20 protein-coding genes and 2 riboswitches are annotated in these 17,045 nt (G+C 71.4%); of the genes, 6 read left to right on the top strand and 14 right to left on the bottom strand.

Annotated features, from left to right (window positions below; all coding sequences use genetic code 11):
* Positions 1–509 precede the first annotated feature (509 nt).
* The 5 genes from M8C13_RS16950 (at position 510) to M8C13_RS16930 (ending at position 4,897) form a co-directional block, all read left to right on the top strand.
* The gene (locus M8C13_RS16950) at positions 510–1,034 is read left to right on the top strand and encodes an RNA polymerase sigma factor (protein ID WP_252481570.1); all 525 of its coding nucleotides are present in this window, start codon (positions 510–512) and stop codon (positions 1,032–1,034) included.
* Entirely contained in the window at positions 1,031–1,735 is a 705-nt protein-coding gene (locus M8C13_RS16945; RefSeq protein WP_252481569.1) for an STAS domain-containing protein, read from the top strand. Before M8C13_RS16950 ends, M8C13_RS16945 begins: the two co-directional genes overlap by 4 nt.
* Positions 1,736–1,749: 14 nt before the next feature.
* Positions 1,750–2,715 (top strand): 3-methyladenine DNA glycosylase, encoded by a 966-nt coding sequence (locus M8C13_RS16940; RefSeq protein ID WP_252481568.1) that lies wholly within the window; start codon positions 1,750–1,752, stop codon positions 2,713–2,715.
* Between the two features lie 174 nt (positions 2,716–2,889).
* The gene (locus M8C13_RS16935) at positions 2,890–4,635 is read left to right on the top strand and encodes a substrate-binding domain-containing protein (RefSeq protein ID WP_252481567.1); all 1,746 of its coding nucleotides are present in this window, start codon (positions 2,890–2,892) and stop codon (positions 4,633–4,635) included.
* Between the two features lie 73 nt (positions 4,636–4,708).
* Positions 4,709–4,897, top strand: coding sequence for a DUF397 domain-containing protein (locus M8C13_RS16930; RefSeq protein ID WP_252481566.1), 189 nt, complete (start codon positions 4,709–4,711; stop codon positions 4,895–4,897).
* Between the two features lie 182 nt (positions 4,898–5,079).
* Here M8C13_RS16930 and gcvP read toward each other — a convergent pair whose 3' ends face one another.
* The 13 genes from gcvP to M8C13_RS16865 form a co-directional block, all read right to left on the bottom strand.
* Positions 5,080–7,962: an aminomethyl-transferring glycine dehydrogenase gene (gene gcvP / locus M8C13_RS16925; RefSeq protein WP_252481565.1), complete on the bottom strand. Its 2,883-nt coding sequence runs from the start codon at positions 7,960–7,962 to the stop codon at positions 5,080–5,082.
* A 43-nt stretch (positions 7,963–8,005) separates the two neighbouring features.
* Positions 8,006–8,117: riboswitch (glycine riboswitch) on the bottom strand.
* Positions 8,118–8,217: riboswitch (glycine riboswitch) on the bottom strand.
* A 156-nt stretch (positions 8,218–8,373) separates the two neighbouring features.
* On the bottom strand, positions 8,374–8,769 hold the full coding sequence (locus M8C13_RS16920) for a hypothetical protein (RefSeq protein ID WP_252481564.1): 396 nt from the start codon (positions 8,767–8,769) through the stop codon (positions 8,374–8,376).
* A 118-nt stretch (positions 8,770–8,887) separates the two neighbouring features.
* Positions 8,888–9,454: a MerR family transcriptional regulator gene (locus tag M8C13_RS16915; protein ID WP_283664702.1), complete on the bottom strand. Its 567-nt coding sequence runs from the start codon at positions 9,452–9,454 to the stop codon at positions 8,888–8,890.
* A 408-nt stretch (positions 9,455–9,862) separates the two neighbouring features.
* A complete protein-coding gene (locus tag M8C13_RS16910; protein WP_252481562.1) occupies positions 9,863–10,336 on the bottom strand; it encodes a bifunctional nuclease family protein in 474 nt (157 codons plus the stop codon).
* A gap of 162 nt (positions 10,337–10,498) precedes the next feature.
* A complete protein-coding gene (locus M8C13_RS16905; protein WP_252481561.1) occupies positions 10,499–11,227 on the bottom strand; it encodes a MerR family transcriptional regulator in 729 nt (242 codons plus the stop codon).
* Positions 11,224–11,679, bottom strand: coding sequence for a glycogen accumulation regulator GarA (gene garA / locus M8C13_RS16900; protein WP_252481560.1), 456 nt, complete (start codon positions 11,677–11,679; stop codon positions 11,224–11,226). Before garA ends, M8C13_RS16905 begins: the two co-directional genes overlap by 4 nt.
* Positions 11,680–11,795: 116 nt before the next feature.
* Positions 11,796–12,182: a glycine cleavage system protein GcvH gene (gene gcvH / locus M8C13_RS16895; RefSeq protein ID WP_252481559.1), complete on the bottom strand. Its 387-nt coding sequence runs from the start codon at positions 12,180–12,182 to the stop codon at positions 11,796–11,798.
* Between the two features lie 48 nt (positions 12,183–12,230).
* Positions 12,231–12,968: a DUF881 domain-containing protein gene (locus M8C13_RS16890; RefSeq protein ID WP_252481558.1), complete on the bottom strand. Its 738-nt coding sequence runs from the start codon at positions 12,966–12,968 to the stop codon at positions 12,231–12,233.
* A gap of 1 nt (position 12,969) precedes the next feature.
* Positions 12,970–13,302 (bottom strand): small basic family protein, encoded by a 333-nt coding sequence (locus M8C13_RS16885; RefSeq protein WP_252481557.1) that lies wholly within the window; start codon positions 13,300–13,302, stop codon positions 12,970–12,972.
* Positions 13,299–14,186 carry a DUF881 domain-containing protein gene (locus M8C13_RS16880; protein ID WP_252481556.1) on the bottom strand — a complete coding sequence of 296 codons (888 nt, stop codon included), beginning with the start codon at positions 14,184–14,186 and terminating at the stop codon, positions 13,299–13,301. Before M8C13_RS16880 ends, M8C13_RS16885 begins: the two co-directional genes overlap by 4 nt.
* Complete coding sequence (locus M8C13_RS16875; RefSeq protein WP_252481555.1) at positions 14,176–14,802, bottom strand: CDP-alcohol phosphatidyltransferase family protein; 627 nt, start codon at positions 14,800–14,802, stop codon at positions 14,176–14,178. The genes M8C13_RS16880 and M8C13_RS16875 overlap by 11 nt, the downstream gene beginning before the upstream one ends.
* A 110-nt stretch (positions 14,803–14,912) precedes the next feature.
* Positions 14,913–15,143, bottom strand: coding sequence for a hypothetical protein (locus M8C13_RS16870; protein ID WP_252481554.1), 231 nt, complete (start codon positions 15,141–15,143; stop codon positions 14,913–14,915).
* A 276-nt stretch (positions 15,144–15,419) separates the two neighbouring features.
* Positions 15,420–16,133, bottom strand: a complete 714-nt coding sequence (locus tag M8C13_RS16865; protein WP_252481732.1) for a DUF6319 family protein — start codon at positions 16,131–16,133, stop codon at positions 15,420–15,422.
* A gap of 138 nt (positions 16,134–16,271) precedes the next feature.
* On the opposite strand from M8C13_RS16865, the gene M8C13_RS16860 reads away from it, so the two are divergent.
* A complete protein-coding gene (locus tag M8C13_RS16860) occupies positions 16,272–16,679 on the top strand; it encodes a hypothetical protein (protein ID WP_252481553.1) in 408 nt (135 codons plus the stop codon).
* Here M8C13_RS16860 and M8C13_RS16855 read toward each other — a convergent pair.
* Entirely contained in the window at positions 16,676–17,020 is a 345-nt protein-coding gene (locus M8C13_RS16855) for an STAS domain-containing protein (protein ID WP_252481552.1), read from the bottom strand. The two genes, M8C13_RS16860 and M8C13_RS16855, sit on opposite strands and share 4 nt — an antisense overlap.
* Between the last annotated feature and the right edge of the window lie 25 nt (positions 17,021–17,045).

The raw sequence follows: 17,045 nt of genomic DNA, 5'->3' as shown, positions 1-17,045 counted from the left end.
ATCACTCGCGATGACTTGTCGCGAAGAGGCGTGGCGCGCCAGCGACACGGCGGGCCTCTGACATCGCGGTGGGGTTGATTTTTCGCGTCGCCTTGTCACGCGTCCGACGCATCCGAAGCTTGCTTCGCGTGCGGCGGATGCGTGACGAGGCGACTCAAGAGCGAAAAATCTGGCGTGCGGAGCACGCCCAATGCAACAGAGCCCGGCGTCCACATGCCGGACGCCGGGCTCTGTTGTGCGGGACGGTCCGCGCCCGGGGCAAATCGTGACATCCGCCCGCTCGGGTCGCGCCATCCCACCCTGTGGTTGCCAGCGACGGAAACGCCCGCACCCTCCCTACTCCGGCGTGGCGTCCCGCTGACGACCTGTAGCTCATCCCCCATGAAGAACTACGAACGATCACGTCCTGCTTGAACTGTGAACTGGCTCACACCCCGCCGGGCGGCGCGCGGGTAGACACAGTAGCGACATACTCACAGAGGGTAACAACTTTGATCAGTGGGGCCGCCATGAGCACCACGTCACCGAACACCCTGTCCTTCTCCGCCCACGACTGGCGACAGTGCGCGCTGCTGCGCCCCGAACTGGTCCGCCTCGCCGCCCGACGCGGCGCGGGGGACGACGCCGAGGATCTCGTGCACGAAGCCTTCATCCGCACCGCCGCGCATCCTGGCCTGGATCGCAGCCGGTTGCGGCAGTTCCTGATGACCGTGGTCAAACGCCTGTGCGTGGACCACCTCCGCAAGCAGTCGGTGGCCAACCGGGTGTTCGACCACCCGATGCTGGCCCCGCTGCAGACCAGCGGCCCCGCGGAGGTGGTGGTGGACCGGATGCACGCGGTGTGGATGCTCGACCAGAAGGACCTGGTGGACGAGTCGGACCGCGTCCTGCTCCTGCTGCTGGCCGAGGGCCGCTCCTTCCGCGAGGTCGCGCAGCGGCTGCGGCTCAGCGAAGCCGCGGTGGAAGCGGCGGCCAAGGCGGGCAGGAGGCGGATCCGGCGCAGGCTCGCACGGCGGGACTCCGCGGAGGCATGACCGGGCCCAGCCCGCTCCGGCTGATCACCTGGAGCCGTCGTCACCTCGCCGTGGTGCAGCCGATGGGCCGGCTCGACCTGTCCACCCACCACCGGCTGCTGGACGGGCTGCTCAAGGTGGCCGCGGAGGAACCGGGCGCGCTGGTGGTCAACCTGGCCCGTCTTGAGGTCGGTCCCGCGCACGGCGTCGGCCTGTTCTACCGGGTCTGGCAGCGGGTCAACGAGTGGCCGGGCATCCCGATGGCCCTGGTCGCCCCGGAGCCGGAGCTGCGGGAGGTGCTGCTGCGCGGCGTGCTGCCCAAGGTGATGCCGGTGTGCGCGACGCTGGCCGAGGCGGTGCGGGTCTGCCGGGCGCCACCGGCGGTCCGGCAGCGGGAGGTGCACCTGCCCGGCGGGGACATCAGCGCGCTGCGGGCCCGGCTGTTCGTCACCGACGCCTGCCTGGACTGGGGCTGGCACGAGGTGCTCGGCGACGCGCTGCTGATCGTCGACGAGCTGGTGGCCGGCGCGGTGGCCGAGGGCAGCCCGGAGGTGTGGGTGCGGGTGCGGCTGCGCGAGAACCGGCTCAGCCTGTCCGTGCGCGACCGGGTGCCGGGCACCACTCCCCCCGCGCCACCGGCGGTCGGCCAGCTCGCCCTTTCCCACGGCCGCACCCCCAGCGCCGGCGGCAAGATCTGCTGGGCGGTGCTCGGGTTGGCGTGACCTAGAATCGGCAGGTGGTCGCCACGCCTGCCCAGCACCTCGTCCTGGACGAGGCGGACTGGCACGCACAGCGCGCCACCTACCTGGAGCGCATCCGCCCGTGGACCGAGGGGCACCGCGCCCGCAAGGCCGGCGGCGAGAAGCACCCGGTGCTGGACTTCATGTTCACCTACTACAGCTTCAAGCCCGCGCAGCTGGAGCGGTGGCATCCGGGGCCGGGGGTGACCCTGGCCGGGGACTCGGCGCTGGAGTATTTGCGCTGGCCCGCCTACACGCGCACGGCCGAGGGCGTCACGCTGGACCCGGCGGCCTTCCCGCCCGCCCGGCGGCGCACCGCGGAGTTCGTGGTGGCCCTGCTCAGCGCGACCGCGAGCAGGCCGCCGCGGCTGGGCTGCTTCGGACTACACGAATGGGCGATGGTCTACCGGACCTCGCCGGAGCAGGTCCGGCACGTGGGCTGGCCGCTGCGGCTGGGGCACGAGGGCACCGACCGGCTGGTGGAGAACAGCCAGGTGCGCTGCTCGCACTTCGACGCCTTCCGGTTCTTCACCGAGCCCGCGCGGCCGCTGAACACTCTGCAACCCACCCGCGAGGGCCAGCTGGAGCTGGAGCAGCCGGGCTGCCTGCACGCCACCATGGACCTGTTCCGGTGGGGTTACAAACTCGCGCCGCACACGCCGTCGGCACTGATCGCGGACTGTTTCGAGTTGGCCTTGGCGGTGCGCGAACTCGACATGCGGGCCAGCCCCTACGATCTCGCGGCACTGGGTTATCCGCCGGTCCGGATCGAAACAGGGGAAGGCCGGGCGGAGTACGTCAAAATGCAAAGTGCATTTTCGCGCCGGGCCGAGCCGCTGCGCGCGGCGCTGGTCGAGTTGTGCCGCACGCTGCTCGGATGGCCGGAGCCGCCAGTGGGGGGCTCCCCGGGCGACGATCACAACAAGTTTCCGCAAACCTCAGCCGCTATCCACTCTCCGTGACATATCTTGACGCTCTTCTGTCACCTGTTAGCGTGACACGCTGACGGTTCGTGGCTGTTGATTACCAACGGTTTGATGGTGATCCCGGTACGGAAATGCCGGTCGATCACGCAGGGCTGAAGGGGATGTCGGATGGCTCGACACCGCGCGGCTGGGGAAGGCACCCGGCGCGGGATGGCTCGATGGCCCTTCGTGGTCGTCGGCGTGGTCGCGTTGGTCGTCCTCGGCTACCTCAGCTGGACCTGGCTGGGCGGCATCCTGGACCGCAGGGCGGCCGCGCAGGCCGGGGAGTGCAGGCAGGGCGAGCTGACCATGCGGGTGGTGGTCACGCCCAGCGTGTTCGAGCCGCTGAACAGCGCGGCGATCGCCTGGAACGGCCAGCGCCCGGTGATCGACGACTACTGCCTGCGCGCCGACGTGCAGGCGCTGGACTCCGCCAGCGTGCTCACCGCGCTGACCCAGGGCTGGGACACCAGCAAGCTGGGCCAGCCGCCCTCGGCCTGGCTGCCGGAGTCCTCGCTGTGGGTGAACCAGCTGCGCGCGCAGAACAGGTCGCTGCTGGGCGCGGCCGCGGAGTCCATCGGCAACTCCCCCGTGGTGCTCGCGGTGCCCGAGGCCGCGGCGCAGCCCCTGCGCTCCGGCCGGGGCTTCCGCTGGAGCGAGATCCCCGAGCTGCTCTCCGCCCCCGACGGCTGGAAGCGCTTCGGCGTCAGCGACTGGGGCCGGTTCACCATGGGCGTGCCGGACCTGGTGCGCAACCCGGCCAGCGCGCTGGCCCTGCAGTGCGCGCTGGCCTGGGCGGGCAAGAAGGAACGCGGCCCGGTCACCATGGACATGCTCAACCAGCCCGCGGTGCGCGCCACGCTGAACCAGGTGGCCAAGGCCAAGGTCGCCAACGTGCCCGCGACCACCCAGGACGCGCTGGTCGAGCTGAGCAAGACCCCCGACCTGGCCACCTCGCGCTACGACGCGGTGCCGGTGCTGGAGATCGACCTGTTCCGCCGCAACCTGGGCAAGGACGGCGGCCCCAAACCGGAACGCCCGCTCTACGGCATCCCGGCCGCGGGCCCCGCGCCCGCCGCGGACTTCCCGCTGCTGCCGCTGTCCGGGGAGTGGATCAACGACGCGCAGGTGCGCGCGGCCCAGAAGTTCAGCGACTACCTGCGCGAGCCCAACCAGGAGAAGGTGCTCGCCCAGGAGTCCGGGGTCCGGGTGCGCAGCACCAACGACCGCCCGCGCACCTCCCCCGGCATCACCTGGCTGGCCAACGACGAGCTGCTGGCCCCCGCGGATGAGAACACCACCCAGCAGCTGGCCGCGTCCTGGGCGAGCTCGGTGGACAACGGCCAGACGGTGACCGTGCTGGTGGACGTCTCCGGCTCGATGAGCGCCGACGGCGGTGGTGGCAAGTCGCGGATGGACTGGCTGAAAGCCGCGCTGCGCGGGCAGGTCGACCGGTCCGTGTCCGGTTCTATGGGTATGTGGGAGTTCTCCCGGTCGCTGGACGGGAAGAAGCCCTACCGGCAACTGGTGCCCACCAAGGGGATTGAGCAGCAACGGAACGCCTTGCGCACCGCCGTCGACAGCTTGAAGCCGGTCAGCGCCACGCAGCTGTACTCAAGCCTGGCTGTGGTTTACCGCTCCGCTGTGGAGAATTACGAGCAAGGGCGGACGAACCGGATCGTGGTGCTCACCGACGGCCCCAACGACGGCGGTCTGAACCTGCAGCAGTTGCAGGCCGAGCTGGACAAGGTGCGGAACCCGAACAAGAAGGTCGCGATCAGCTTCATCACGATCGGCCCCGACCCGGAACGCGCCCCACTCACCAAGATCGCCCAGTCCACGGGCGGCTCGGTGTCCGTCGCCGAGGACGGCGCGGCCATCGACCCGGCACTGGGGCAGCTGCTGTCCGCGGGCTGACTCCGCCGAGGAACTGTCGAAGCGACGGTGGCCGCGCGGGCTTCAGGCACCTCCGGCCACGAATGGAGTGGGTATGACACCTGACCGCCCTGCGTCTCCGTGGCGCAAGAGCAGCTACAGCAGCGGCAACGGGGAGAACTGCGTTGAGGTCGCCTTCGCCCCGGACGCGGTGGCGGTACGCGACTCCAAGAATCCGGACGGGCCCCGGTTGTCGTTCACGGCCGGGGCGTTCGCGGAGTTTTTGCGCGGGCTGGGCGACTAGCTTTCGCGTCCATTGTGGACGGTTCCGCGCGGGGCTGGAATTGATGCAGGGCCAAGCAATCGGGGTGTGTTGCGGGCTCGCTGTTCGCGGGTCACGTCGGGGCTTGGTTGCGGGCGGCGGGGATGAAAGGCAAGCGCCCCGGACCTTCTCGGCCCGGGGCGCTCTGGGTGTTTGCTTTGTCGTCAGCTCTCGAAGGCGCTGATGGGGGGACAGGAGCAGACCAGGTTGCGGTCGCCCTTGGCGCCGTCGATGCGGCGGACCGGGGGCCAGATCTTCGGGCGGTCGGTCTTGACCGGGAAGGCGGCCTCGGCGCGGGTGTAGGGGTGGTTCCAGTCGCCGGTGAGGCTTTCGGCGGTGTGCGGGGCGTTGCGGAGGGGGTTGTCCTCCACCGGCCACTCGCCGGCGCCGACCTTGTCGATCTCCTTGCGGATGGCGATCATGGCCTGGCAGAAGCGGTCCAGCTCGGCCAGGTCCTCGCTCTCGGTGGGTTCGACCATGAGGGTGCCCGCCACCGGGAAGGACATGGTGGGGGCGTGCAGGCCGTAGTCGGCCAGGCGCTTGGCCACGTCGTCGACGGTGACGCCGGTGGCCTTGGTGATGGGGCGCAGGTCCAGGATGCACTCGTGGGCGACGAAGCCGCCCTCGCCGGTGTAGAGGACCGGGAAGTGCTCGTCGAGCTTGCGGGCCACGTAGTTCGCCGCGGCGACGGCGGTCAGGGTGGCGCGGCGCAGGCCGTCGGGGCCCATCATCCGGACGTAGGCCCAGGAGATGGGCAGGATCGAGGCGCTGCCCCACGGGGCGGCGCTGATCGGGCCGACGCCGGTGGCCGGGCCGGCGGTGGGCTGGAGCGGGTGGTTGGGCAGGAACGGCGCGAGGTGCTCGCGGACGCCGATCGGGCCGACGCCGGGGCCGCCGCCGCCGTGCGGGATGCAGAAGGTCTTGTGCAGGTTCAGATGCGAGACGTCGCTGCCGAACTTGCCGGGGCGGGCCAGGCCGACCAGGGCGTTGAGGTTCGCGCCGTCGACGTAGACCTGACCGCCCGCCTCGTGCACCAGGGCGCACACCTCGGCCACCGTCTCCTCGTACACGCCGTGCGTGGACGGGTAGGTGATCATGATGGCGGCCAGGTCGTCGCGGTGGGCGTCCACGGTCTCGCGCAGGTGGCCCAGGTCGATGTTGCCCTTGTCGTCGCAGCGGACCACGATCACCCGCATGCCTGCCATCACCGCGCTGGCGGCGTTGGTGCCGTGCGCCGAGGACGGGATCAGGCAGACGTCGCGGGCCTGCTCACCGCGGCTGCGGTGGTAGGCGCGGATGGCCAGCAGGCCGGCGAACTCGCCCTGGCTGCCCGCGTTGGGCTGCACGCTGACCGCGTCGTAGCCGGTGACCTCGGCCAGCCATGCCTCCAGGTCGTGCACCAGGGACAGCAGGCCCGCGGCGTCGGCGGCGGGGGCGAAGGGGTGCAGGTTGGCGAACTCCGGCCAGGTGATGGACTCCATCTCCGTGGTGGCGTTCAGCTTCATCGTGCAGGAGCCCAGCGGGATCATGCTGCGGTCCAGGGCCACGTCCTTGTCGGAGAGGCCACGCAGGTAGCGCAGCAGCGCGGTCTCCGAGCGGTGGGTGTGGAACACCGGGTGGGTCAGGTAGTCGGAGGTGCGGACCAGCTCGGCGGGCAGCGCGTCCGCGGTCTCCGCGTCCAGCGCGTCGACCTCGCCGGTGACGCCGAAGGCCTGCCACACCAGGGCGAGGTGCTCGCGGGTGGTGGTCTCGTCGCAGGCGATGCCGACGTGGTCGTTGTCGGCGAAGCGCAGGTTGACGCCCAGGGCGCGGGCGTTGGCCACGATCTCGGCGGCGCGGCCCGGCACGTGCGCGAGCACGGTGTCGAAGAAGCGGTCGTGCTGGAGGTCCACGCCACCGGCGCGCAGGCCGGCGGCGAGCACCGCGGCCAGGCGGTGCACCCTGGTGGCGATGGCGCGCAGGCCGTCGGGGCCGTGGTAGACCGCGTACATCGCGGCGATCACCGCGAGCAGCACCTGGGCGGTGCAGATGTTGCTGGTCGCCTTCTCCCGGCGGATGTGCTGCTCCCGGGTCTGCAGCGCGAGCCGGTAGGCCGGGTTGCCGTCGGCGTCCACGCTCACCCCGACCAGGCGGCCGGGCAGCTGCCGCTCCAGGCCGGAGCGCACCGCCATGAACCCGGCGTGCGGGCCGCCGAAGCCCATCGGCACGCCGAAACGCTGCGTGGTGCCCACCACCACGTCCGCGCCCCACTCCCCCGGCGGGGTCAGCAGGGTCAGCGCGAGCAGGTCGGCGGCCACCGCGACCTGGGCGCCGCGCTCGTGCGCCTGCTCGACCAGCGCCCGGTAGTCGCGAACCGCGCCGCCCGCGCCCGGGTAGGACAGCAGCACACCGAAGAACTCGCCCTCGGGCAGGCCCTGCGCCAGGTCGGCCAGCACGATCTCGATGCCCAGCGGCTCGGCCCGGGTCTCGATCACCGCGATGGTCTGCGGCAGGCTGTCGGCGTCCACCACGAACCGCGGCGACTTGGACTTGCCCGCCCGGCGCACCAGCGTCATCGCCTCGGCGGCCGCGGTGCCCTCGTCCAGCATGGAGGCGTTCGCGGTGTCCAGGCCGGTCAGGTCGGCGACCATGGTCTGGAAGTTGAGCAGCGCCTCCAGGCGGCCCTGCGAGATCTCCGGCTGGTACGGGGTGTAGGCGGTGTACCAGGCCGGGCTCTCCAGCACGTTCCGCTTGATCACCGGCGGGGTGATGGTGCCGTAGTAGCCGAGGCCGATCATCGGGGTGCGCAGCGTGTTCCGGCCGGCCAGCGCGCGCAGCTCGGCCAGCGCCTCGAACTCGGTGGCCGGCGCGGGCAGCGCGAGGGCCAGCTCGCCCTCGCGGATCACCTGGGGCACCGCCCGCTGGGCCAGCTCCTCCAGCGAGCCGACCCCGACGACGTCGAGCATCCGGGCCAGCTCAGCCGGCCGCGGACCGACGTGCCGGTCGGCGAAGGGAGTGCCGTGCTCCAGCGCGGCCAAGGGGATGCGATCGGGGTTCGGCTGGGTCATGCTCTCGCCTCCGGCGCCTAGGGGTGGGCATGCGGAACTGCCCTCCCCCTCTGTCCGTACCCGGTTTCCGGGCGCCTGAGAGCTTCACCCGGCACTGGGCACCGGACTTGCACCGTCGGCGGGTCCACGCGAACGCGGACCGCTTTCCAGAGGTGTCTGCCCACACGGTCCGCTTGGCCTGAGAGGTTCCGGGGAGGAGTTGCTCCTTCGGCGCCGGACCGATGGCTCCGGTCCGGGCTCTCCCGCGTGGGGATCACGACTACGCGCGAATCCTACCCCGCCTGAGTTAACCGGAAGTTTCCGACGTGCCTGAGAACACCAGGTCACCGGCCGTGGTCGTGGACGGACACAGGGCGTGGCCGGGCCGCCACCGCGCGCAGCCGGCCGGCGTGCGCGCGGTGGCGGCGCGGGTCAGGAAGCCTGCTGCGTGCCGCAGGAACGCACCGTGCCGTCCGCGCTGACCAGGCACAGCCGGAACGCGGTCGGGCGGGCGCCCGGCCACGGGAAGCCGCGGGCCACCCGGTGCTCGCCGGCGCCGCAGGCAGGCGGCACGTTGACCGCGCCCCAGGCGGTGCCCGCGGTCCACTGGACCTGGTAGCAGTCCTCGGCCGCGCCCGCGGTGCTGAGCGTGCCCTCCAGCTTGTAGGTGCAACCGATGATCGGGTTGCACACGGTGTCCTTGGTGCCGGTGAACTTGCCCTGCTCGTGCCCGAAGCTGATCGGCGCGGGCGCGGCCTGGGCCAGCGGGGCGGAGACGCCGAAAGCGGCCAGGGCCAGCGCGGCCACGGTCAGCAGACGTCGAGTCATGGTGTAACCCCCAAGTGCGGGCGGCTGCTCCCTGGGCAGCCGTCAGCGGGAGCTTAAGCAGCGGCCAACGGCCGCTCCGAGGGGTTTCAGCCAGAACCGAACCAGCGGCAGAACTGGCTCAGCCGGTCTGCCGGTCGCGGCGCTTGCGGGCCAGCTCGTCGTCCTCGCCGGGCAGCAGCTCCACGCCGTCGGCCCGCTCGGCCGGGAACTCGTGGATGGTGCCGCTGATCTCGCGCATCGCCCCGCTGACCGCGATGCCGAACACGCCCTGACCGCCCTGCAGCAGGTCGACCACCTCCTCGGGGGAGGTGCACTCGTAGACCGTGGTGCCGTCGCTGAACAGCGTGATCCGGGCCAGGTCGCGCACGCCCCTGCGGCGCAGGTGGTCCACCGCGACCCGGATGTTCTGCAGCGAGACGCCGGTGTCGAGCAGCCGCTTGACCACCTTCAGGACCAGGATGTCCTTGAAGGAGTACAGGCGCTGGCTGCCGGAGCCGTGGGCACTCCTTATGGTCGGCGAGACCAGTCCGGTGCGGGCCCAGTAGTCCAGCTGGCGATAGGTGATGCCGGCGATCTGACAGGCCGCCGGGCCCCGGTAGCCGACCAGCTCGTCCGGCAACGACATGTCAGGGAACAAAGCACCCTGCTCGGGCGCGCCTCGATGACTTGGCGCTTCCTCGACCACGCGTGCCTCCCCTCGGCCGACCCTCCGGTCGGCAACGGCGACCGCACGCCCGTGTCCCCACCGGCGTGTCGGTCCTGAGCAGGCGGCCGGGAAACTGGTTCTGCCCCGGCGCGATTGACTCGCCACCGACGGTAAGACGGGCCATCCCCCGGGTCAACGCGACGCGCGGGGAAGGGACCACCGTCCCGCTCAGCGCCTCGGTGGCATTCACTCTTCTGAACCGATACCCGCGTCGTCACCTGGTCGGACGGTGACGACCGGTCCGGCATCCCAGCACAACCGCCACAAGATCACAGCTTGACCACACGATGGTGTGACGGCGGAGAGCGGTTGATCACCGAACGACTCGGGCCCCTGGACTGCCGGTGACGGCGGTCCAGGGGCCCGAGTGGAAAGTATGCGTTGTCTCTAGGTGTCCGCCCCGCGGAAGTCCTCCGGTGACACGGAGTCCAGGAACTCGCGGAACTTCTCCACCTCGTCCTCCTGCTCGTCCGGGATGACCAGGCCCGCCTCGGCGAGCACCGCCTCCTCGGCGTGGATGGGCACGCCGACCCGCAGCGCGAGCGCCACCGAGTCGCTCGGCCGGGCCGAGACCCGCACATCCCCGTCGAAGACCAGCTCCGCGAAGAACGTGCCCTCCTGCAGGTCGGTGATCCGGACCTGTTCGAGCTGCCGCCCCAGTGCCCCGATCACGTCCTTGAGCAGGTCGTGGGTCAGCGGCCGGGAGGGCCGCACCCCCTGCTGCTCCAGCGCGATCGCGGTCGCCTCCACCGAGCCGATCCAGATCGGCAGATAGCGGTCACCTTCGGTTTCACGCAGCAGCAGGATCGGCTGGTTCGCGGGCAGCTCCACCCGCACACCGACGACGCGCATCTCGCTCATCGGAACTCGCCTCCTCCAGTGCGTTGGACCGCAATATCCCCGCCACTACGAGGATCGCGTACCGACTCCTCCGACGCTACCCGCCGCAGGACACGGTTGCCTGCTCCAGCCCATGTCATCGCGGGCACGAACATCACGTTTCGGCCGCGACCTGCGCGGAAGTCACCCGCCGGTCACGCCCCGCAGGCCGATCTTGACCAGCAACGTGTGCAGCGTCACGGACAGCGCGGCCAGCTCCCTGACCACCTCATCCGCCCTCGCCCTGGCATCGCGGTCACGCTGCCTGGCGAGTGGAGCAGCGATTTGCTCCACCAGCCCTACTTCCCGGTCGGCGGAGGAACGAAACGCGCGCAGGTGCCTGGGTTCGATGCCGAACTCGGTCATCGCGCGCACGGTGCGCACCAGCGCGGCGGTGTCGGAGTCGTAGAACCCGGCTGCCCCGGCCCTGACCAGGCCGTAGCGCTCCAGCTCGACCAGGGTCGCGCCATCGATGCCGGTGCGCTCCAGCAGCTCCTCGCGGGTCAGCCGGACCTCCCCGCCGGGCGAGAACGCCTCGGCGTCGGGCAGGCCGTCCACCGCGACCAGGGTGCGCGGCGGACGCGGGGAGGCGCCCGCGGGCACGTCACCGCGGTCGAATGCCTCCAGCTGCTCCTTGATCACCTTGAGCGGCAGGTAGTGGTCCCGCTGCGCGGCGAGCACGAAACGGAGGCGTTCGACGTCGACCGGCGAGAACTGGCGGTACCCCGACGGGGTACGCGCCGGGCGGACCAAGCCTTCCGACTCCAGGAACCGGATCTTGGAGATGGTCACCTCGGGGAACTCGGCCCGGAGCTGCGAGAGCACCGTGCCGATGCTGAGGCCACCATGCTGGGGCCGCCCGGCCGCCGTCACTGAGCCGGTGCGCCGGGGCCGGTCAGGAAGACCAGACGGAACTTGCCGATCTGGACCTCGTCCCCGTTGGCCAGCACCGCGGTGTCCACCGGGGCCCGGTTGACGTAGGTGCCGTTCAGGCTGCCGACGTCGACCACGACGAACTCCCCGCCCTCACGGCGGAACTCGGCGTGCCGCCGGGAGACGGTGACGTCGTCGAGGAAGATGTCGCTGTCGGGGTGACGGCCCGAGCTGGTGGTGTCGCGGTCGAGCAGGAAGCGCGAGCCCGCGTTCGGGCCGCGCTTGACCACCAGCAGGGCGGACCCGGCCGGCAGCGCGTCGACACCGGAGATGGCCGGCTCTGGGGCCGCGGTCTCGGTGCCCTCGACCTCGGCGAGGAAGTCGGCCCGGAAGACCGAAGTGGACTCTGCGGGACGCTCCGGCGGAACGCCGGGCCCGTCGTGCGTGCTCACCTGAGTGCTCCTCGTGCCCGATGGATCTTGCGAAGTGTCCTGCCAACGTACCGTGTTGGTCTGTTCGTTCCCTGAGCGGCTCCTGCGCTTGCCGAAGAGCCGGCGAAAGATCGAGATCACGCTTCGCTGATCTTCTCGGTGTAGGCGGCCGCGTCCAGCAGCTCCTCCAGCGCGGCGGCGTCGGCCAGGCGCACCTCGAACAGCCAGCCCTCGCCGAAGGGATCGGTGTTGATCGTCTCCGGCGCGGTGACCACGGCCTCGTTGACCGCGGTGACCTCGCCACTGACCGGCGCGTAGATGTCGGAGACGCTCTTGGTCGACTCGACCTCGCCGATGCTGTCACCGGCCGCGACCGTGTCACCCACGGCGGGCGGCTGCACGAACACCACGTCGCCCAGTGCGTTCTGCGCGTAGTCGGTGATGCCGACCCGCACCACGCCATCGCCGGTGACCTGCACCCACTCGTGGTCGTCCGTGTACTTCAACTGCTCGGGCACATTCACCGAGTGTTCCCCTTCCGTGCCGGTGCGACGTGCCGACCAACCCTTGTGTCAACCGGCTGGTCGAGCGTATTTCTGCTTGCGTTCCGCCCGCAACGCGGTGATCTCCACGCGGTCCTGTTGCTGGATGCGTGTCGAGCCGCCCTTGCGTTCCACTGTGTCCACCACCCCGCCGGGGATGTTCAGTGCCGCGGCAAGAGTAGGGGGATCGCCGATGGCCGTGATCACGTAGGGCAGGGTCAGCGTGGTCCCGTCGATCCGGATCAGGCCGTCCGCGCCGGTCAGCGCGGTGTCCACGCCCACCCGGACCGGACCGGCCTGCAGCGCCTCGGCGCCGGCGTTGCGCAGTTCCTGGATCACGTCCAGCAGCACCTCCGGCCCCAGCTTGCCCGCGTTGTCGCCGATCTCCACCCGGAGTCCGGGTCCGGTCACCGGCACCGTGCCGGTGAGCACGGCCAGCGCGGTGGCCCTGCGCCTGGCCTCCTCCAGCGCGGCCGCCGAGGCGGTGCCGCCCTCCTGGAGCTTGCGCAGGGTGGCCTCGGACTCGGCGATCTCCTTGCGCAGCGCGGCCTCGCGCTCCTGCAGCCCGTCCAGCAGCACCACCAGGTCCTGCGGGCGGGCCTCGGCCAGGCCCTCGCCGGTCTGGGTGCGCCGCACCTGGGCGACCAGCGCGACGCCGAGCACCACGCACAGCACCACCATGGTCGACCCGGTGACCCAGCGGTTGTCCCTGATCTTGATCAGCCGGTGCTTCGCGCCGGTGCGCTTGGGCAGCCCGTTGCCGGTCATCTCAGGCCTTGAACAGGTGTCGACGGATGGCCGCGGCGTTGCCGAAGATCCGGATGCCGAAGACCACCACCACCGCGGTGGACAGCTGCGCGCCCACGCCCAGCTCGTCGCCCAGCCACACGATCAGCGCGGCGATGACCACGTTGGAGACGAAGGAGACCACGAAGACCTTGGCGTCGAACTTGCCGTCCAGTCTGGCCCTGATGCCGCCGAAGAGCGCGTCCAGCGCGGCCACCACGGCGATCGGCAGGTAGGGCTGGGCCCATTCGGGCACCGTGGGGTCCAGCCAGAGGCCGAGCAGGACCCCCATCGCGAGGGCGAACAGGGCGATCACCGTTTTCCTCCCGGTGTGCTCGTGGGCGGCGGTGTGCTCTTGGTCGACGAGGTCGTGGCCGGGGGCGGGGCCGGGGTGAGGGTGGCGGCCAGGCGGCCCTCGGTGACGCCGGCGGCGGGCAGGCGCAGCTCGTCCCGGTTCTCCACGGTGAACACCGTGCCGTAGTCGGCGGCGAAGGCGAGGAAGCGGCGGTGGGCCTCGGTGTGCGAGAACGCCTCGCGCATCTCGGCAGGCGGGCCGATCGCCTCCAGCACATAGGGCTGGGTGATCGGCCGGTTGTCCACCAGCATCGCGCCGCCGGCCTGCCGGATGGTGGCCCTGGGCTGGAGCCGGACCCCGCCGACCGCGACCGCCTCGGCCCCGCTCGACCACAGCGCGTTGACCAGCACCTGCAGGTCGCGGTCCAGCACGTTCTGGTAGTTCTGCTCGCCGCGGGCGATCGGGTCGCGCACGGTGATGGCCAGCCCCGGCCCGCGCACCGCGATCGCGCCCGCGGCCTCGGTGAGCGCGTTGAGCCGTTCCAGCTCGGCCCGGCCGGCCTCGTCGCCGTCGAGGGCCTTGCCGCGGGCCTGGTCCAGCGCGGCGGCCAGCACGGCGGCGCGGCGGCTCAGCTCCTCGGTCTCGGCCCTGGCCGCGGCCACGTCGTCGGCCAGGCTGCGCCGGGTCTGGTCCGCGCCGGGCGCGCGCTGGGTGGCGTCGGAGGCGGCCACGCCCATCAGCAGCCCGGCCACCAGCGCGCCGGTGACCAGCCAGAGCTTGTGGCCGCGCCGCTTGGGGGGTTCGCCGTCACGGCGGCGGTGGGCCTCGTCGTAGCCCGCGTCCAGGTGGTCGCCGAGCAGCTGGCCGAGGATGCCCAGCTCGCCCGGTTTCGGGTCAGCCGCCACTGGCCTGGGCGAGCCGGGCCGGGCTGCCCGCGCGCAGCGCGCCGCCGAGCTGGATCAGGTAGAGCACCGCCGCCCACACGTACATGGCGCCGCCCCAGATGGTGAAGGCGTAGGCCAGCGGCCGGAACCACTCCGCGCCGGTGTAGGTGCCGTCGGTGAGCAGCAGCAGCGGGAAGGCGTACATCAGGCAGAAGGTGGCCGCCTTGCCGACGTAGTGCACCGGGAACGGCCCGTAGCCCAGGCGGCCCAGCACGAGCACCGCGATGCCGAGCACGATCTCCCGGCCGACCAGCACCGCGACCACCCACCAGGGCACGATGTCGCGGATCAGGAAGGCGATCAGGGTGGCCAGGATGTAGAGCCGGTCGGCCGCCGGGTCGAGCAGGGCGCCGAGGCGGCTGGACTGGTTGAGCCAGCGGGCCAGCTTGCCGTCCAGCCAGTCGGAGAGACCGGCGACGACGAGCACGATCAGCGCGAGGATGTCCGCTTTCGGGCCCAGCAACAGCCACAGGAACAGCGGGACTCCGGCGAGCCGGAGGAAGCTCAGGATGTTCGGAACGGTCCACACCCGGTCCGGCAGCTCGGCCTCGGCCGGTTCCTGCCTGGTGCTGCTCACTCGTCCCCTCCAGCCACCCGTCTGATCCGCGCTGCTCAGGGTGCCACACCGGTTCGGGGTCGATGTGGGGTGGCCCGAGGGGATCAGACGGGTGGCGAGGGCGCCGCGACTCAGATGTCGCGGCGGGTGCTCCACCCCTGACGCTGCAAGTCCGCATTCGTCAGCAACTGCGCGCGGCCCCGGTCATCGACGCCTGCCCAGCGGGAGCGGCCGAAGCCCTGCTCCAGGACGTACGCGTGTCCGCCGCTCCACACCACGCTGCACGGCGCGGTGGGCAGGCTGGACCGGCGCGTCGTACTCGCCGGATCGTCGATGGTCGCGGAGACCGTCTGTGCGCTCATGGTGGGCGGCACCTCCATCAGGTAGTTCGGCTCGCCGCGGTTGAGCGTTGGCGGCGATGAACCAATGATGTGGTGCCCGCGACAGGTTTAGGGCCGAATCCGGCTGGGTAGCGGTGACCGGCGCCACGGCGTCGGTGAGCTGTCGGACACACTTCGTCCCGACTAAAGAGTTGAACTGCCCTGAACCGTATTTCCGCAGGTAGAACTGCTGATCGAAAAAAGCGGCGGAGCCGCGCGCAGTGCGCACGGCTCCGTCGGTGAACGGTTGAGCGGGCCTCAGCCGGCCAGCTCCTCCAGTGCCTGCTTGGCGGCTTCCAGCTCCGCCTGGAGCTGTTCGACGCGCTGACGGTGCCGCTCACGGGCGGCGTCGATGACGGCCTGGACGGCCTCGGCCGCCTCCTCCGGCAGCTCGGCGGCCAGGTTCGCCACGTTCGCCGCGGCGACCGGTGCGGGCTTGACCTTCTTCTTGCCGCTGACCACCTCGACGCTCCACTCGCCGTCGGCGGTGGCGGTGAGGGTGACGGTCAGCTCGGCCGCCCCGGCGGCAGCGGCCTTCTTGGCCGCGGGCTTGGTCGGCTTCGGCTTCTCGACGGGCTTCTCGGCGGCGGCGGGCGTGGCGGACTCGGCCGCGGGGGCGGCCGGTGCCGCGGACTCGGCCGCGGGCGCCGGCGCGGGGGACGCGGGCGCCTCGTTGGGGGACTCGGCCTCGGCCGTGGTCACGGGAACCTCCTCGGTTGGGGGCGCCGTCCGCTTGCGGGACGGCTTGACGATGGTGACTTCGCTCGGTGAGAAGGACAGCACGTCCATCGACCCGGTCGGCCGGACCTGGATGAAGTCGCCCTCCGACTCATCACCCAGGGCCAGCACCTTGCCGGAACGACCTTCCTCGACGCCAACGGCCGAGGAGGTGAACCACACGATCGGAAGCCTGCCCTCGGCGAGCTCACCGCGGACGTGCTCCAGATCCTGCTCCGACAACGCCTGGGGCATCGACAACTCTTCTCCTCGCAGGGGGTTTGATCTTGATGATCTTGGCCAGCGCGAGAAAGCTTGCCGCACACCCCCGACAAAACATATCGGGAGGGTCCGAAGCGCCGCGGGCGGCCGTCGGCAGGCATGATCGGGGGCATGACGCAGCAGAACGTGTGGCTGGCCGACGCCGACGGAAACCTGGTCCGGGCCGCCCAGGTGGTGGGACTGACCGTGTACGCCCTCGGCGGTTACCCGGTCGGCAAGGACGCTCCCGGCGAGGTCACCCTGCGCGCCGACCTGGCCGCCACCGCCCCCGACGGCTCCGCGCTGACCCGCACCCTGACCTCCGCGCTGCCCTTCCCGGTGGTGGACGAGCTGCGCAAGCACCTGGTGCAGCAGCTGGCGAAGCTGGGCGCCTCGGCCGATCCGGTGGTGCTGCGGGTGGAGCTGAAGGACAACGTGATCCGCTGGACGGTGGACCGCTTCGGGGCCCGCGCCGAGGCCGCGCCCGCGCCGGCGGCGTCCGCACCGGCTGAGCCCGCGCCGGCCTCCGCCCCGGCCTAGCAGCCCAGCTGGCGGGCCGCGCCGGTCAGCTGGAAGACCTTGCGCACCAGCCCGCGCGCGCCGGTGCAGCGCAGGGTGCCGCCGAGCGCGTGCTGGGTGCGCTGGGCGGTCAGCAGCACGCGCAGGGTCGCGCAGTCCAGGAAGGCCACCTGGCGGAGGTCGACCACCAGTTCGGTGCCGGTGCCCGCGTTGCCGGCCAGCGCGCGGCCCAGCTCCGGCGCGGCCGCCAGGTCGATGTCACCGCGGACGAAGACCGTGGTGGTCGCGCCCACGCGCACCACGTCGACTTCGATCTTCGAGGCCGCCGCCGCCATGCCCTGCATGTTTCCCGATCCAGCCATCCGGGAAACGGCCATCGGGCCGATG

It is taken from the genome of Crossiella sp. SN42 (genome assembly GCF_023897065.1).
Lineage (GTDB): Bacteria > Actinomycetota > Actinomycetes > Mycobacteriales > Pseudonocardiaceae > Crossiella.
The sequence above is the reverse complement of the archived record's forward strand: the minus strand, read 5'-3'. Positions and strand labels throughout refer to the sequence as shown.

Bases quoted from the DNA above. Each gene is read 5' to 3' on its own strand.
- M8C13_RS16945 (WP_252481569.1), top strand. From the start codon at position 1,031: ATGACCGGGCCCAGCCCGCTCCGGCTGATCACCTGGAGCCGTCGTCAC.
- M8C13_RS16860 (WP_252481553.1), top strand. From the start codon at position 16,272: ATGACGCAGCAGAACGTGTGGCTGGCCGACGCCGACGGAAACCTGGTC.
- M8C13_RS16890 (WP_252481558.1), bottom strand. From the start codon at position 12,968: ATGACCGGCAACGGGCTGCCCAAGCGCACCGGCGCGAAGCACCGGCTG.
- M8C13_RS16910 (WP_252481562.1), bottom strand. From the start codon at position 10,336: ATGAGCGAGATGCGCGTCGTCGGTGTGCGGGTGGAGCTGCCCGCGAAC.
- M8C13_RS16950 (WP_252481570.1), top strand. From the start codon at position 510: ATGAGCACCACGTCACCGAACACCCTGTCCTTCTCCGCCCACGACTGG.
- M8C13_RS16935 (WP_252481567.1), top strand. From the start codon at position 2,890: ATGGCTCGATGGCCCTTCGTGGTCGTCGGCGTGGTCGCGTTGGTCGTC.
- gcvP (WP_252481565.1), bottom strand. From the start codon at position 7,962: ATGACCCAGCCGAACCCCGATCGCATCCCCTTGGCCGCGCTGGAGCAC.
- M8C13_RS16865 (WP_252481732.1), bottom strand. From the start codon at position 16,133: ATGCCCCAGGCGTTGTCGGAGCAGGATCTGGAGCACGTCCGCGGTGAG.
- M8C13_RS16930 (WP_252481566.1), top strand. From the start codon at position 4,709: ATGACACCTGACCGCCCTGCGTCTCCGTGGCGCAAGAGCAGCTACAGC.
- M8C13_RS16920 (WP_252481564.1), bottom strand. From the start codon at position 8,769: ATGACTCGACGTCTGCTGACCGTGGCCGCGCTGGCCCTGGCCGCTTTC.
- M8C13_RS16870 (WP_252481554.1), bottom strand. From the start codon at position 15,143: ATGAGCGCACAGACGGTCTCCGCGACCATCGACGATCCGGCGAGTACG.
- M8C13_RS16855 (WP_252481552.1), bottom strand. From the start codon at position 17,020: ATGGCTGGATCGGGAAACATGCAGGGCATGGCGGCGGCGGCCTCGAAG.